Annotated in this window: 14 protein-coding genes; 9 read left to right on the top strand and 5 right to left on the bottom strand. The window is 69.9% G+C overall.

Annotated features, from left to right (window positions below; genetic code table 11):
* Positions 1-28 precede the first annotated feature (28 nt).
* The 4 genes from ACZ4UU_RS20555 to groL all read left to right on the top strand — a co-directional run bounded on the left by ACZ4UU_RS20555 (position 29) and on the right by groL (position 4,385).
* Positions 29-1,054, top strand: coding sequence for a polysaccharide deacetylase family protein (locus tag ACZ4UU_RS20555; protein ID WP_471904833.1), 1,026 nt, complete (start codon positions 29-31; stop codon positions 1,052-1,054).
* Positions 1,051-1,884, top strand: coding sequence for a polysaccharide deacetylase family protein (locus tag ACZ4UU_RS20550; protein ID WP_471904832.1), 834 nt, complete (start codon positions 1,051-1,053; stop codon positions 1,882-1,884). The genes ACZ4UU_RS20555 and ACZ4UU_RS20550 overlap by 4 nt, the downstream gene beginning before the upstream one ends.
* 431 nt (positions 1,885-2,315) lie before the next feature.
* Positions 2,316-2,624: a co-chaperone GroES gene (groES, locus tag ACZ4UU_RS20545; protein WP_003998759.1), complete on the top strand. Its 309-nt coding sequence runs from the start codon at positions 2,316-2,318 to the stop codon at positions 2,622-2,624.
* Between the two features lie 132 nt (positions 2,625-2,756).
* Positions 2,757-4,385, top strand: a complete 1,629-nt coding sequence (groL, locus tag ACZ4UU_RS20540) for a chaperonin GroEL (protein WP_471904831.1) — start codon at positions 2,757-2,759, stop codon at positions 4,383-4,385.
* Positions 4,386-4,454: 69 nt separating this feature from the next.
* Here the strand turns inward: groL and ACZ4UU_RS20535 are convergent, their stop codons facing one another.
* The 4 genes from ACZ4UU_RS20535 to ACZ4UU_RS20520 all read right to left on the bottom strand — a co-directional run bounded on the left by ACZ4UU_RS20535 (position 4,455) and on the right by ACZ4UU_RS20520 (position 8,592).
* On the bottom strand, positions 4,455-5,147 hold the full coding sequence (locus tag ACZ4UU_RS20535) for an ester cyclase (protein WP_471904830.1): 693 nt from the start codon (positions 5,145-5,147) through the stop codon (positions 4,455-4,457).
* Between the two features lie 231 nt (positions 5,148-5,378).
* Positions 5,379-6,152, bottom strand: coding sequence for an SDR family NAD(P)-dependent oxidoreductase (locus ACZ4UU_RS20530; protein ID WP_471904829.1), 774 nt, complete (start codon positions 6,150-6,152; stop codon positions 5,379-5,381).
* A 9-nt stretch (positions 6,153-6,161) separates the two neighbouring features.
* Positions 6,162-7,724, bottom strand: coding sequence for a multicopper oxidase family protein (locus tag ACZ4UU_RS20525; RefSeq protein ID WP_471904828.1), 1,563 nt, complete (start codon positions 7,722-7,724; stop codon positions 6,162-6,164).
* A gap of 208 nt (positions 7,725-7,932) precedes the next feature.
* Complete coding sequence (locus tag ACZ4UU_RS20520) at positions 7,933-8,592, bottom strand: MOSC domain-containing protein (RefSeq protein ID WP_471904827.1); 660 nt, start codon at positions 8,590-8,592, stop codon at positions 7,933-7,935.
* 80 nt (positions 8,593-8,672) lie between these two features.
* Here ACZ4UU_RS20520 and ACZ4UU_RS20515 point away from each other — a divergent pair, with 80 nt between their 5' ends.
* The gene (locus ACZ4UU_RS20515) at positions 8,673-9,578 is read left to right on the top strand and encodes a LysR family transcriptional regulator (RefSeq protein ID WP_471904826.1); all 906 of its coding nucleotides are present in this window, start codon (positions 8,673-8,675) and stop codon (positions 9,576-9,578) included.
* A 104-nt stretch (positions 9,579-9,682) separates the two neighbouring features.
* On the opposite strand, the gene ACZ4UU_RS20510 is transcribed toward ACZ4UU_RS20515, so the two are convergent.
* A complete protein-coding gene (locus ACZ4UU_RS20510) occupies positions 9,683-10,015 on the bottom strand; it encodes a WhiB family transcriptional regulator (protein WP_471904825.1) in 333 nt (110 codons plus the stop codon).
* A 381-nt stretch (positions 10,016-10,396) separates the two neighbouring features.
* Between ACZ4UU_RS20510 and ACZ4UU_RS20505 the strand changes: the two genes are divergently transcribed.
* From ACZ4UU_RS20505 to ACZ4UU_RS20490, 4 genes are all read left to right on the top strand, one after another.
* Positions 10,397-11,008 carry a response regulator transcription factor gene (locus tag ACZ4UU_RS20505; protein WP_003948568.1) on the top strand — a complete coding sequence of 204 codons (612 nt, stop codon included), beginning with the start codon at positions 10,397-10,399 and terminating at the stop codon, positions 11,006-11,008.
* A 331-nt stretch (positions 11,009-11,339) separates the two neighbouring features.
* Entirely contained in the window at positions 11,340-11,927 is a 588-nt protein-coding gene (locus tag ACZ4UU_RS20500; protein ID WP_115906402.1) for a sigma-70 family RNA polymerase sigma factor, read from the top strand.
* A gap of 140 nt (positions 11,928-12,067) precedes the next feature.
* Complete coding sequence (gene guaB / locus ACZ4UU_RS20495) at positions 12,068-13,570, top strand: IMP dehydrogenase (protein ID WP_471904824.1); 1,503 nt, start codon at positions 12,068-12,070, stop codon at positions 13,568-13,570.
* Positions 13,571-13,688: 118 nt separating this feature from the next.
* Positions 13,689-14,813 carry a GuaB3 family IMP dehydrogenase-related protein gene (locus ACZ4UU_RS20490; protein ID WP_471904823.1) on the top strand — a complete coding sequence of 375 codons (1,125 nt, stop codon included), beginning with the start codon at positions 13,689-13,691 and terminating at the stop codon, positions 14,811-14,813.
* The last annotated feature ends 337 nt before the right edge of the window (positions 14,814-15,150 follow it).

Genomic DNA, 15,150 nt, shown 5'->3' with positions numbered 1-15,150 from the left:
GGGTGAGTGCCTGCGAAGATCCGGCACCATGCGACTAGTAGTACAAAATGACAAAAGTCACCGCAATGGGGCAGCCATGAGGCACCGCCGCCGCCGGAGACCCGGGCGTGCCGGGTTCCGCGGCGGAGTCGCCGCACTGGCCGCGGCGGCCATCGCCTCGGCCTGCGCACCGGCCTCCGCCCCGGGCGGCCAGGGCGGCACAGGCACGGCACGACCCACGTCCAGCCGAGAGCCCTTGAAGGCGCCGCCCCCGGCCACCGCCCAGAACCCACCGGCCCGGAACTCGCCCACCCAGACCCCGCCCGCCCGGAAGTACCGTTCGGGAAAGTCCCTCGCCGCCCGGGCCGCCGCGGCGAGACGCTGGGGCCTGGCGAGAATCCCCCTCACGCCCCCGCCCCCGCCCCTCACCAAGCCGAAGATCACCACCCGCGAGGGCTTCGAGGTCGACGGGCACGAGGAACTCGGCCTCCCGCCGGTCTTCACCACCATCCCCACCAAGCAACGGGTCGTCTTCCTCACGATCGACGACGGCGCCGAGAAGGACCCGGCGTTCCTGCGGATGATGAACGACCTGCAGGTGCCGTACACCGCCTTCCTCAGCAACTACCTGATCAAGGACGACTACGGCTACTTCAAGCGCATGCAGCGTGACGGGGTCTCCCTGAACAACCACACCCTCCACCACCCCTACCTCCCCGGACTCTCCTACCGCCGTCAGCAGTACGAGATCTGCGCCATGCAGGACGTGATCGAGGAGCGCTACGGCAAGCGCCCGCTGCTCTTTCGCCCGCCCTTCGGGAACTACAACCGGGACAGCCTGCGCGCCGCGAAGTCGTGCGGCGTCAAGTACGTCCCGCTGTGGAACGAGGAGGTCTTCGTCGACCACTGGGACTACCGGGAGTGGGACCGCAGGATCCGACCGGGTGACATCGTCCTCACGCACTTCCGGGGCCGGGACGACTGGAAGGGCACAATGCCGGACATGATCCGCCGGTTCCTGAACAAGGTCACGGCCGAGGGGTACGCGGTGGCCCGGCTGGAGGACTACCTGTGAGGCCGACGCCGGGGCCGCGCGTGCTGGCAGCCGTGGCCCTGGCGTCCACGCTGCTCGCCGGCTGCGCCCGGCCGACGACGGCCGTGGCTCCGGAGGCAGGTCCGCCCACCGAGAGGTCACACAGCGCCCGCTCGGCGAAGGGCCCGACCCACACCGCACAGCCCTACCGCCACTGGGGCCTGACCGCCCCGCTCCCCGCACCGCCGTCCCCGCCCGCCCACCGGCTACGGCTCCCCGCCCACGATCCGCTGCCCGTCGTGCACCGCGTCCCGACCCGGGACAAGGTCGTCTTCCTCACCTACGACGACGGCGCCGAGAAGGACCCCCGCTTCGTCGACCTGGTCCGTGAACTACGGCTGCCCGTCAGCATGTTCCTCACGGACAGTGTCGTCGGCCCGGGCTACGGCCACTTCGCGCGCCTGCGCTCGGTGGGCGCGTCCATCCAGAACCACACCCTCGACCACGCCGCCCTGCGTGGCCTGCCGTACGCCGGCCAGCGCGCCGAGATCTGCGGCCAGCAGAACAAACTCCGCGCCCGCTTCGGCATCCGCCCCCGCCTCTTCCGGCCGCCCTACGGCACGTACGACACCACCACCCTCCGCGCGGCGAGGGACTGCGGCATCGCGGCGATCACCCTGTGGCGGGCCGCGATGGAAGCCGACGGCGAACTCACCTACGCCCACGGCCCCACCCGCCTCCACCCAGGCGACATCATCTCCGTCCCCTCAGGCGAACCGACCGGCCTCTCCCTGAGAGACCGCACGACAAGGCTGCTGCGCGAGATCCAGCGCAGAGGCCTGACGGTAGGCCGCTTGGAGGACTACATCTGAAGAAACCTCCCGAGGCGGGCCCAGCCCCTCCAGCCCGTCCGGTGCTTGAGGGCAAGGACCTGTCGGTCCGGCCTTCTGTGGGCCGTTCGAGGACGAGGTCAACATGCGGCGCCGATCGGCGCCGGCCCGGCCCTCCAGCCCGTCCGGCGTTTGAGGACGAGGCCGTTCAGGCCGATAAGGGGGGGGCTGGGGGCGCAGCCCCCAGGGCGGTCACCGCGACTCCGGTCACCCGAATCGCGGCTCGGCCAGCGCAGCGAATTAGCAGTCCGCTTGACCGAGTGCTAACCGCCGCCATAGTCTCGGCTCTGGCACTCGGCAGATGAGAGTGCCAACTACGCGACGGGCAGGTCCGGCACCCGCGACGACGGATCCACCTGGTCGCCACCTCAGACAGTTAACCCCGTGAGATCTCCGAAGGGGGAGGTCGGATCGTGACGACCACCAGCTCCAAGGTTGCCATCAAGCCGCTCGAGGACCGCATCGTGGTCCAGCCGCTCGACGCCGAGCAGACCACCGCCTCTGGCCTGGTCATCCCGGACACCGCCAAGGAGAAGCCCCAGGAGGGCGTCGTCCTGGCCGTGGGCCCGGGCCGCTTCGAGAACGGCGAGCGTCTGCCGCTCGACGTCAAGACCGGCGACATCGTGCTGTACAGCAAGTACGGCGGCACCGAGGTGAAGTACAACGGCGAGGAGTACCTCGTCCTCTCGGCTCGCGACGTGCTCGCGATCATCGAGAAGTAGTTCACCCGAAGCACCTTCTGAAGCACCTTTTGCTTCCAGCTGCGCCCCTGGCCCCCGCGACCACACAAGAAGCCGGGCGCCCGGGGCGCAGTGTCTTTTTAACCCACAGATTTCGAGAGGGCTCCCGCTGTCATGGCGAAGATCCTGAAGTTCGACGAGGACGCCCGTCGCGCCCTCGAGCGCGGCGTCAACAAGCTGGCCGACACGGTCAAGGTGACGATCGGCCCCAAGGGCCGCAACGTCGTCATCGACAAGAAGTTCGGCGCCCCCACCATCACCAACGACGGCGTCACCATCGCCCGCGAGGTCGAGGTCGAGGACCCGTACGAGAACCTCGGTGCCCAGCTGGTGAAGGAGGTGGCGACCAAGACCAACGACATCGCGGGTGACGGTACGACCACCGCCACCGTGCTGGCCCAGGCGCTGGTCCGCGAGGGCCTGAAGAACGTCGCCGCCGGTGCCTCCCCGGCCGCCCTGAAGAAGGGCATCGACGCCGCCGTCGCCGCGGTCTCCGAGGAGCTCCTCGCGACGGCCCGCCCGATCGACGAGAAGTCCGACATCGCCGCCGTCGCCGGTCTGTCCGCCCAGGACCAGCAGGTCGGTGAGCTCATCGCCGAGGCGATGGACAAGGTCGGCAAGGACGGTGTCATCACCGTCGAGGAGTCCAACACCTTCGGCCTGGAGCTGGACTTCACCGAGGGCATGGCCTTCGACAAGGGCTACCTGTCGCCGTACTTCGTGACGGACCAGGAGCGCATGGAGGCCGTCCTGGAGGACCCGTACATCCTCATCAACCAGGGCAAGATCTCCTCCATCCAGGACCTGCTGCCGCTGCTGGAGAAGGTCATCCAGGCCGGTGCCTCCAAGCCGCTGCTGATCATCGCCGAGGACGTCGAGGGCGAGGCCCTGTCGACCCTGGTCGTCAACAAGATCCGCGGCACCTTCAACGCGGTCGCCGTCAAGGCCCCCGGCTTCGGTGACCGCCGCAAGGCGATGCTCCAGGACATGGCGACGCTGACCGGCGCCGAGGTCATCTCCGAGGAGGTCGGCCTCAAGCTCGACCAGGTCGGCCTCGAGGTGCTGGGCTCCGCCCGCCGCATCACGGTCACCAAGGACGACACCACGATCGTCGACGGCGCCGGCAAGTCCGACGCCGTCCAGGGCCGCGTCGCCCAGATCAAGGCCGAGATCGAGAACACCGACTCCGACTGGGACCGCGAGAAGCTCCAGGAGCGCCTCGCGAAGCTGGCCGGCGGCGTGTGCGTGATCAAGGTCGGCGCCGCCACCGAGGTGGAGCTGAAGGAGAAGAAGCACCGTCTGGAGGACGCCATCTCCGCGACCCGCGCCGCGGTCGAGGAGGGCATCGTCTCCGGTGGTGGCTCCGCGCTGGTCCACGCCGTCAAGGTCCTCGAGGGCAACCTCGGCAAGACCGGCGACGAGGCCACCGGTGTCGCCGTGGTCCGCAAGGCCGCCGTCGAGCCGCTGCGCTGGATCGCCGAGAACGCCGGTCTGGAGGGCTACGTCATCACCTCCAAGGTCGCCGAGCTCGACAAGGGCCAGGGCTTCAACGCCGCCACCGGCGAGTACGGCGACCTGGTCAAGGCCGGCGTCATCGACCCGGTCAAGGTCACCCGCTCCGCCCTGGAGAACGCCGCTTCCATCGCCTCCCTCCTCCTGACGACCGAGACCCTGGTCGTCGAGAAGAAGGAAGAGGAAGAGCCGGCCGCCGCCGGTGGCCACGGCCACGGGCACGCCCACTGAGCCCAGCGCTCGAAGAAGGCCCCGCTCCTGCGCGTGTGCGCGGGACCGGGGCCTTCCCCTTCGCGGGCTTCACTGACCGAGTACCCCCAGTTGCTCCAGCAGCCCCGCCCGGTCGTAGATCCAGTGGCTCTCGCAGATCCTGCCCTCCCGGAACCGCTGCCAGGTCATGCCCCGCATGCTCACGTCCTGCTCGGTCGCAGGGATCCCCAGGAACTCGCCCTTGTGGTGCGCGACCCAGGTCCACCGGGTGCACACCTGGTCGCCCTGGGCCATCTGGTCGTCGATCCGGAAGGTGAAGTCGAAGGCGGACCGCCATCCCTCGTACTGCTCGCGGATCCCTTCGATGCCCCGCACGGGCTGCGGGTACGACGGATCGTGGTCCACGTAGTCACGGGTGAGATGGTCACCGATCCGCCCCGCCTCCATCCTGCCCATGCCCTCGAAGAAGGCCCGCGCGGCCAGGACGTTCAGCTGCTCGTCGCGCACCACGTCCAGATCGGTGAACGTGGGCTCCTCGTCACAGAGCGCCACCATCTCCTGGAAGATCCGGTCGGTCTCGGGCAGGTTGGAGTTCCGCATCGCCTCCTCGTACGAGGCGAACTCCACGATCTCGATGAAGTGCGCCGGGTCGGACCGGTCCTTCCCGATGATGTCGTGCGTCGCCGTCCGCTTCCCCTTGGTCTGCTCGACCCACCTGTCCATCAGCCGGTTCATCTCGTCGAAACGGCTGGTCTTGCAGTCGATGAGCTGTACGAAGGTCATGCCGTCGTCGCCTCCCGATCCTTCTGGGCGGGCCTGGACATGACCATTGTCCCCATCGGCGTGACGGTGCGCCTCTCGGCGTTTTGGCATCATGACGGCATGCACGCGCGGGGGAGACAGTCCGTACACCTGGTGGCGTGCGGGAGCGTGGGCGGGCGGCGGCCCGCGTATGCGCCGCACGCGATGAACGACTCGTTCTGCGGGCGGCCCGCCTCGCCGGACGCCAGGTGGTTACTGCGGCCCGTACTTCCTCCCCGTCCTCGAACTGATCCCCCCGAGCACCCCCCGAGGCACCAACTTCGCCGCCCCCATCAGCACCTTGTACCGGGGATCCGGAATCGACACCGACTTCCCCCGCGCGAGATCGCTCAGAGCTACCTCCACCAGTTTGTCCGCGTCCAGCCACATCCAGCCCGGGATGTTGTCCGTCCCCATCCCCGCCCGCTCGTGGAACTCGGTGCGCACGAACCCGGGGCACAGCGCCATCAACCGCACCCCGCTCCCGGCCAGATCCCGCGCCGCCCCCTGCGTGAACTGCACGACCCACGCCTTGGACGCGCCGTACGTCCCGCGCGGTACGAAGGCGGCGACGGACGCGACGTTCACGACGCCGCCCCGTCCCCGTTCCCGCATCGCCTCGGTCGCCGCCGACGTCAGGCGCAGTACCGCCTCGCAGTGCACCTTGAGCATCTTCAGCTCGTCGGCCATGGGGACGTCGAGATAGCGGCCCTTGTTGCCGAAGCCGGCGTTGTTGATCAGCAGGTCGACGGGGTTCCTGCGGTCGCCGAGGCGGGCGGCGACCGTCTCGATGCCGGAGTCCTCGGCGAGGTCGGCCGTCAGTACCTCCGCCTCGATGCCGTGCCGGTCGTGCAGTTCGGTCGCCTGTTCCCGCAGCCGCTTGGTGTCCCGGGCCACCAGGACGAGGTCATGCCCGTCGGCTGCCAGCCGCCGCGCGAACGCGGCGCCGATCCCCGCGGTCGAACCCGTAATCAATGCCGTTGTCATGGCGCAAGGTTAGGGCCCCGGACTGCGCGCTTCCGCTCCCCTCTCAGCCGTGCTCGTGCTGTGCCCGGACCGGCCCGCGTGCTGCGACGGCGCGTGCGCCCGCTGCCCCTTGTCCACCACCACGAACTGACCCATCATCCCCTGGTCCTCGTGGTACAGCAGATGACAGTGGTACATGTACGGCGTGTCCGGATCCGCCGGTCCGGTGAAGCGCAGCGCCAGCTTCATGGTCGTCCCGTTCGGCAGGAACACCGTGTCCTTCGGCCCACGCAGCGCCGCCGGCGGCGACTCACCGTTCACCTCCAGCACCCGGAACTGCACATCGTGCACATGGAAGTTGTGCGGCATGCCGTTGCTGTTGCGGACCGTCCACACCTCCGTCGTCCCCCGCGTGACCGTCTCGTCCACCCGGCCCATCACCATGGACCGCCCGTTGATGCCGGACCGCTTCAGGTCGAAGTACCGCCCCCGCACCGCGCCCTTGCCGTCGGGCGTCTCCAACTCGCCCAGCGCGGCCGGTATCGCGGGCGAGGGCCGGAGCTGTCCGGCCGCACGCAGCTCCAGTACGTCGAAGGAGTCGTCGCCCCCGCCGAACCGCCGGTTCCAGGCGTCCCCGTAGTTGTCCTGCGGGAAGCTGCGCAGCATCACCCGCTCACCCGCCCGCATCCGTACGACGATCTCGGCGCGCTCACCCGATGACAGCTGGACCCGGTCCATGGACTCGGGCCGCTCCAGCAGACCCCCGTCCGTCGCTATGAGCGAGAAGGCGCGGCCGTCCGGGAATCCGAAGGCGTACGTCCGTGCCGTCGAGGCGTTCAGCAGCCGCAGCCGTATGAGCTCGTCACCGACCTCTTTGTACGGCCGCAGCGTGCCGTTGACCATGGTCTGGTCGCCGAGGAAGCCCACGTTCTGCATGATCTTGTGGCCGCCCGCGAGCTTCGCGCCGTCGAAGCGCACGTCCTGCACGATGACCGGCAGGTCGTCCACGCCGTACCGCTTGGGCAGGGCGAGGTCCCGGGACTTGTCGTCGTCGAGGATGAACAGGCCGGCCAGGCCACGCCGCACATGGCGTTCTGTCGCGCCGTGCGGGTGCGGGTGGTACCAGAGGGTCGCGGCGGGCTGGTCCACTTTCCAGTGCGGAGTCCAGGTGTCGCCCGGGGCGATCATCTGGTGCGGGCCGCCGTCCATCCGCGCGGGCAGGTGCATGCCGTGCCAGTGCACGCTGGACGCCTCGTCGAGCTCGTTCGCTATGCGCACGCGGATCTGCTCACCGCGGGCCGCGCGCAGGGTCGGGCCGAGATAGGAGCCGTTGAATCCCCATGTCGCGGTCTTCTGCCCGGCCTTGAACTCCGTCTCGCCCGCGCGCATGCGCAGGTCGAAGACGCGGGTGCCGTCCTTGTCGACGGTGGACTCGGCCAGGGGCGGTATCGCCAGTGGGTTGTCGAACGAGGCCTTGCCCACCGTGCTGACGTCGGCGCCGGTCCACAGCCAGGCGAACAGGCCGCCGACCGCCATCGCGGCGACCGTGACGACGGAACCCACGACGATGAGGACGCGCTTGAAGCGAGACATGCTTCGAGCGTCCTTGATCGCCGCCCACCGAACATCCGGGTCGTCCCCCGGCCACCCCGGAGTCAACCCGGGCCGTTCGTACGGGGTTTCCCCCTAGGAGCCGTGCGGCACCTGCCCGACCGGCATCCCACAACCGCCCTTTGCGCGAGGCCGGCGGGCGGCCGCGGGGGGAGAGAGACCTGCCCCGGCCGGGGCTCCGTCAGGACCTTTACTTCGCCACGTACTTCCGCGCCTGCTCCAGCAACTCCGGATGCAGCGCCTCCCCGGCCGCCAGCAGCCTCGGCAGCAGCTTCCGCTCGGTCGTGACCGCCCGGAACTGGAGCGCCACCGTCACGTCGTGGTCCGGGCGGTGGATGATCTCCATCGCGTCACCCGCCCGGATCTCGCCCGGCTCGATCACCCGCAGATACGCACCCGGCGCCGCCTTCGCGGTGAACCGCTTCACCCACTGCTTCTCACCCATATGGCCCTGGAAGGTCAGGCAGGGAATCCGCCCGCACGTCACCTCCAGCACCACCCCGGATCCGATCCGCCAGCGCTCGCCGATCAGCGCACCCGACACGTCCAGGCCGGACGTCGTGAGGTTCTCGCCGAAGCCGCCGTTCGCCAGCGACCGACCCAGCTCGCGCTCCCACGCGTCGAGGTCCTCACGCGCCACCGCGTACACGGCCTGGTCGTCGCCGCCGTGGTGCTCCCTCTTGCACACCGCGTCCCCGGCCAGCCCGCTGCCTCCGATGCCCTTGGGCCCTGGCGCCGCGACCCGCACCGGCCCGGCCACCGGCCGCTTGTCGATGCCGGTCACGGCCTCGGTGTCATCCGCGCCCGGCACGGGCTTCGCGCGGCCCAGGTTCACAGAGAGAAGCTTCATGAGGGCAAGGTAGGCGAGGGGTGGCCAAAGTGTCGACGCATTATTCGGTGATCTCCCCAAGGCTCACTTATGCTCGGTCCGTGCTCGAAGCCCGTCACCTCCGCGTCCTGCGTGCCGTCGCCGCCACCGGTTCCTTCTCCGCGGCCGGACGCGAACTGGGCTGCACCCAGCCCGCCGTCAGTCAGCAGATGAAGGCCCTGGAGACGTCCGTCGGCACACCGCTGCTGATCCGCAGCGGACGCGAGATGCGGCTGACCCAGGCCGGAGAGGCCCTGGTGCGGCACGCCGCCGGGATCCTGGCCGGACTCACCGCCGCCGAGGAGGAGGTCGCCGCCATCGCCGGACTGCGCGCCGGCCGCGTCCGCCTCGTCTCCTTCCCCAGCGGCAGCTCCACTCTCGTCCCGACCGCCCTGGCCGCCCTGCGCGCCGCCCACCCCGGCACCAGGGTCTCCCTGGAGGAGGCCGAGCCGCCGAACTCCGTCGAGCTGCTGCGCGAGGGCGACTGCGACGTGGCCCTCGCCTTCCGGTACGAGGGTGCCGCGGGTGCCGAGGAGTGGGACGACCTGGTCGTACGCCCCCTGCTGACGGACCGTCTCGTAGGGCTCGTCCCCGAACGGCACCGCCTCGCGCGCACCGCCTCCACCGGGCCCGTCGCCATCGGCGAGCTCGCCGCCGAGCCGTGGATCGCCGGATGCCCGCGCTGCCGGGGACAGTTGATCGAGGTGTGCGCGAGCGCCGGCTTCACGCCCCGCATCGACTTCGCCACCGACGACTACCCGGCGGTGGTGGGCCTGGTGGGCGCCGGCCTGGGCGTGGCCGTCCTGCCCCAGCTCGCCGTCGAGTCCGTACGGCCGCGAGGGGTGCGCATGGTGACGCTGGAACCGGCGGTCCGGCGGGAGATCGTGGCGCTCACGCTGCCCGACCTGGCGCAGGTGCCGGCCGTCGCGGCGACGCTCGACCAGCTGGCGCGGGCCGCCGCCCGCTAGCGGGGCCCGGGCGAAGAGAGAGGGAGCCCTCGGCGAAGAGAGGGAGCCCTCTGCGCAGAGAGAAGGGCACGCGTACGCGTGCCCTTGTGTGCAGAAACGTTCCTTCAGGTGTGCGGGCCAGCCTCCCCGCTGGCCGTCGACGCTGCCGACACCAGCCGGTTGCGCGCCCGCCCCATGAGCTCCTCGCGCTCGTCCTCGGTCAAGCCGCCCCAGACGCCGTACGGTTCGCGCACCGCCAGCGCATGCGCCGCACACTGCGCGCGGACCGGGCACCTCATGCAGACCTCCTTGGCCGAGTTCTCTCGAGCGCTCCGGGCCGCACCGCGCTCGCCCTCCGGATGGAAGAAGAGCGAGCTGTCCACCCCGCGACAAGCAGCCAGCAGCTGCCAGTCCCACAGGTCCGCGTTCGGTCCGGGAAGGCGGGAGAAATCTGCCATTGCGTGACCCCTTGTAGCCGTTCTGGGCGGATACGGTGTCTACGACCGTACATCTACGATCTAAGAAGATGAAAATATGACTCATTGCGAATCTAGCCCCAAACGCCTGTAAACAGGAAGAAAAAGGGCTGAATGGGGCATGGGTTGTGATGAAAGATTGAGGGTCCGTCGTGCATGTCTGCCCCGTGTCCGCCCCCTCACGTAGAGTGCCGAAGGCGGCACATGCCCCCGTAACTCTTTCGAGTGACCGTCGTTGAGAGGGCGGAGGCGGTTGAAGGAACAAGGGCTCGGGCAGGCGTCCGAGACGGTCGACCGCACAGGTGACGATTTCGTACCAGCCTGGAGGCTCAAGGTGACGTGCATCAGCTGCGGAGGGCGGCCATGACATCCGTCCTCGTCTGCGACGACTCCCCGCTTGCCCGAGAGGCGCTCCGCCGCGCGGTCGCGACCGTGCCCGGCGTCGAGCGCGTGACGACGGCGGCCAACGGCGAGGAAGTCCTCCGCCGCTGGGGCGCCGACCGCTCGGACCTGATTCTGATGGACGTACGCATGCCCGGTCTGGGCGGCGTCGAGACTGTGCGGCGGCTGCTGTCCGCCGACCCCGGTGCGCGCATCATCATGCTCACCGTCGCCGAGGACCTGGACGGCGTGGCCCTCGCGGTCGCCGCCGGTGCCCGCGGCTATCTGCACAAGGACGCCTCGCGTGCGGAGTTGCGGGCCACGGTGACGCAGGCGCTGGCCGACCCGACGTGGCGGCTCGCGCCGCGGCGGCTGCGCTCCGCGGAGATGGGCGCCGCGCCCACGCTCACCGCGCGTGAGATCCAGGTGCTCGAAGGGATGAGCCACGGTCGTTCCAACGCGGAGATCGGGCGCGAGCTGTTCCTGTCCGAGGACACCGTGAAGACGCATGCCCGGCGGTTGTTCAAGAAGCTGGGTGCGTCGGACCGGGCGCATGCCGTGGCTCTCGGCTTCCGGTGGGGTCTGGTTCGTTAACCGCCTCACCAAGGGTGCCGCGTTGTGTCGTATGGCGGATGCGGGTGCGTCGTGGCTGGTCGCGCCCACGCGGCGGTAGCCGCATGTCGATGCAGCCCCGCGCCCCTGAAGGGGCGCGGGCGCCAGGCCGGCCGAGTAGCTCTGTCGGCGCCCGCTGCTCGTTTCGCGGCGGATGCCGCATCCTTGAGGTGTGGAGTCTCTCGGGGACGAGTCGGTCGAGCGGAAGGGGAGGGCGCAGGGGATGAGTGCCGGCGCACCTGCTCATAACGCTTCGGTGCACAACATCGGGCGCGATGCCACGGACCATACGGCCACAAGGCACCATGGACCGATGCGCGACGACGAGGCGGCCAACGCCGCAGGGGCGATCGGTGCACTCGTCCATCGCGCCGTCGACGGAGACGAGCAGGCCACGCATGATCTGCTCGCGCATGTCCACCCCCTGGCCCTGCGCTACTGCCGCACCCGGCTGTCCCGTCTGCCGGGTGACGCCCGCCACTTCGTCGAGGACCTCGCCCAGGAGGTCTGCGTCGCCGTGCTCCTCGCGCTGCCGCGCTACAAGGACACCGGCCGTCCTTTCGAGGCGTTCGTCTTCGCCATCGCCGCGCACAAGGTGGCCGACCTCCAGCGGGCGGCGATGCGGCACCCGGGGTCCACGGCGGTTCCCTCGGACGAGATGCCCGAGCGCCCGGACGACTCGCTGGGCCCGGAGGAGCGGGCGCTGCTCAGCAGCGACGCCGAGTGGGCCAAGAAACTGCTGGCCAACCTGCCCGAGAACCAGCGGGAGCTGCTGCTGCTGAGGATCGCGGTGGGCTTGACCGCGGAGGAGACGGGTCAGATGTTGGGAATGTCACCCGGCGCGGTCCGGGTGGCCCAGCACCGCGCTTTGAGCAGGCTGCGGGCGCTGGCCGAGCAGTAGGCGGCGCTCCTGAACGGGCGTCGCGCCGATTCCGTACGAACATACGAAGCCCGGAGCAGGCCCGAACCATGGAATTTGCCAGCTCTGCTTCCCGTTAGCATGGACATCCGCACCGATCAAGGCCATTTGGGGAAGGTGTCATGACTGCGAACGTCGACGGAGTGCCCGGTAAATTCGCGACACTCGGGCTGACCTACGACGACGTGCTGCTGCTGCCGGGTGCATCCGAGGTGCTCCCCAACGCGGTCGACACCTCGTCCCGCATCTCCCGCAACGTCCGGGTGAACATCCCGCTGCTCTCGGCGGCCATGGACAAGGTGACCGAGTCCCGCATGGCCATCGCGATGGCCCGCCTCGGCGGTGTCGGCGTGCTGCACCGCAACCTGTCCGTCGAGGACCAGGTCAACCAGGTCGACCTGGTGAAGCGGTCCGAGTCCGGCATGGTCACCGACCCCATCACGGTGCACCCGGAGGCGACCCTCGCCGAGGCCGACGCCCTGTGCGCCAAGTTCCGCATCAGCGGCGTCCCCGTCACCGACCCGGCCGGCAAGCTCCTCGGCATCGTCACCAACCGTGACATGGCCTTCGAGTCGGACCGCAGCCGTCAGGTGCGCGAGGTCATGACCCCGATGCCGCTGGTCACCGGCCAGGTCGGCATCTCCGGCACGGACGCCATGGACCTGCTGCGCAAGCACAAGATCGAGAAGCTTCCGCTCGTCGACGACGCCGGTGTCCTCAAGGGCCTGATCACCGTCAAGGACTTCGTCAAGGCGGAGAAGTACCCCAACGCCGCCAAGGACTCCGAGGGCCGCCTCCTCGTCGGCGCCGCCGTCGGCGCCAGCCCCGAGGCCCTGGAGCGTGCCCAGGCGCTCGCCGAGGCCGGTGTGGACTTCCTGGTCGTCGACACCTCGCACGGCCACAACAGCAACGCCCTCAGCTGGATGTCGAAGATCAAGTCCAGCGTCGGCGTGGACGTGATCGGCGGCAACGTCGCCACCCGCGACGGCGCCCAGGCGCTGATCGACGCCGGTGTAGACGGCATCAAGGTGGGCGTGGGCCCCGGCTCCATCTGTACGACCCGCGTGGTCGCCGGCATCGGCGTCCCGCAGGTCACCGCCATCTACGAGGCCTCCCTCGCCGCCCGCCCCGCGGGCATCCCGCTGATCGGCGACGGCGGTCTGCAGTACTCCGGCGACATCGGCAAGGCGCTCGCCGCCGGCGCCGACACCGTGATGCTGGGCTCGCTGCTCGCGGGCTGCGAGGAGTCGCCGGGCGAGCTGCTGTTCATCAACGGCAAGCAGTTCAAGTCGTACCGCGGCATGGGCTCCCTGGGCGCCATGCAGTCCCGCGGCCAGGGCCGGTCGTACTCCAAGGACCGCTACTTCCAGGCCGAGGTCGCCTCCGACGACAAGCTCGTGCCCGAGGGCATCGAGGGCCAGGTTCCCTACCGCGGCCCGCTGGCCAACGTGCTGCACCAGCTCGTCGGCGGTCTGCGCCAGACCATGGGCTACGTGGGCGCGGCGACCATCGAGGAGATGGAGACCAAGGGCCGCTTCGTGCGGATCACCTCCGCGGGCCTCAAGGAGAGCCACCCGCACGACATCCAGATGACGGTCGAGGCGCCGAACTACAGCCGTAAGTGACGCCTACGCGCGCGTGAGGCTTGATCGAGGGCGGTCCCGGGTGAACCGGGGCCGCCCCTGTCGTGCCCGTCGGCGATACTGGAAGACGCTGAAACGCATCAGGGAAAGGCCACACATCGTGACTGAGATCGAGATCGGGCGCGGCAAGCGCGGCCGCCGGGCGTACGCCTTCGACGACATCGCCGTCGTCCCCAGCCGCCGTACGCGGGACCCGAAGGAGGTCTCGATCGCCTGGCAGATCGACGCCTACCGCTTCGAGCTGCCCTTCCTGGCCGCCCCCATGGACTCGGTCGTCTCCCCGGCCACCGCGATCCGCATCGGCGAGCTCGGCGGCCTCGGCGTGCTGAACCTCGAAGGCCTGTGGACGCGCTACGAGGACCCGCAGCCGCTCCTCGACGAGATCGCGGAGCTGCCCACCGAGGCCGCCACCCGCCGCCTCCAGGAGATCTACGCCGCTCCCATCAAGGAGGAGCTGATCGGGCAGCGCATCAAGGAGGTGCGCGACTCGGGCGTGGTCACGGCCGCCGCGCTCTCCCCGCAGCGCACGGCCCAGTTCTCCAAGGCGGTCGTCGACGCCGGCGTGGACATCTTCGTCATCCGCGGTACGACGGTCTCGGCGGAGCACGTCTCCGGTGCGGCCGAGCCGCTGAACCTGAAGCAGTTCATCTACGAGCTCGACGTCCCGGTGATCGTCGGAGGCTGTGCCACGTACACCGCGGCCCTGCACCTGATGCGCACCGGCGCGGCCGGCGTCCTGGTCGGCTTCGGCGGCGGCGCCGCGCACACCACGCGCAACGTCCTCGGCATCCGCGTCCCGATGGCCACCGCGGTCGCGGACGTCGCGGCGGCCCGCCGGGACTACATGGACGAGTCCGGCGGCCGGTACGTCCACGTGATCGCGGACGGCGGCGTCGGCTGGTCCGGCGACCTGCCCAAGGCCATCGCCTGCGGCGCCGACGCCGTGATGATGGGCTCCCCGCTCGCCCGCGCCACGGACGCGCCGGGCAAGGGCCACCACTGGGGCATGGAGGCCGTCAACGAGGAGCTGCCGCGCGGCAAGAAGGTCGGCCTGGGCACGGTCGGCACCATCGAGGAGGTGCTGACGGGCCCGTCGCACACCCCCGACGGCTCGATGAACTTCTTCGGCGCGCTGCGGCGGGCCATGGCCACGACCGGGTACAGCGAGCTCAAGGAGTTCCAGCGCGTCGAGGTGACGGTGGCGGACTCGCAGCACATGCGGTAGCCGGTACGGAAGCTGGTACGGCTACGGCCGATACGTCAGGAAGGGCCGGTCGCCCCGGGCGGGGTGACCGGCCCTTTCGCGTGCCCGGGCGTAGCCGGGAGTGCCCAAGTGGGGCTGGGTGGGGGCGTGTTGTGGGGGAGGGGGCGCGTGGTTGCGTTTGGGGCGAATGTGGGCTGAACGGGCGTGGGGAGTCGGTACTGTCCAGGTCGGCGACCCAGTTGTCTGGGGCGCCCCCTTCCAAGGACATCGTTCCGGACCCCGCCCTCGGGGCCCGGCCCGAACTCCAATGAACCGCCCACCGGGCCTCTGGGTGGCGTCATGGAAGGGGGCGTCCATG

It is taken from the genome of Streptomyces sp. NPDC028907 (assembly GCF_055564995.1).
Note: the sequence above shows the minus strand (reverse complement) of the source record. Positions and strands in the feature narration are given on the sequence as shown.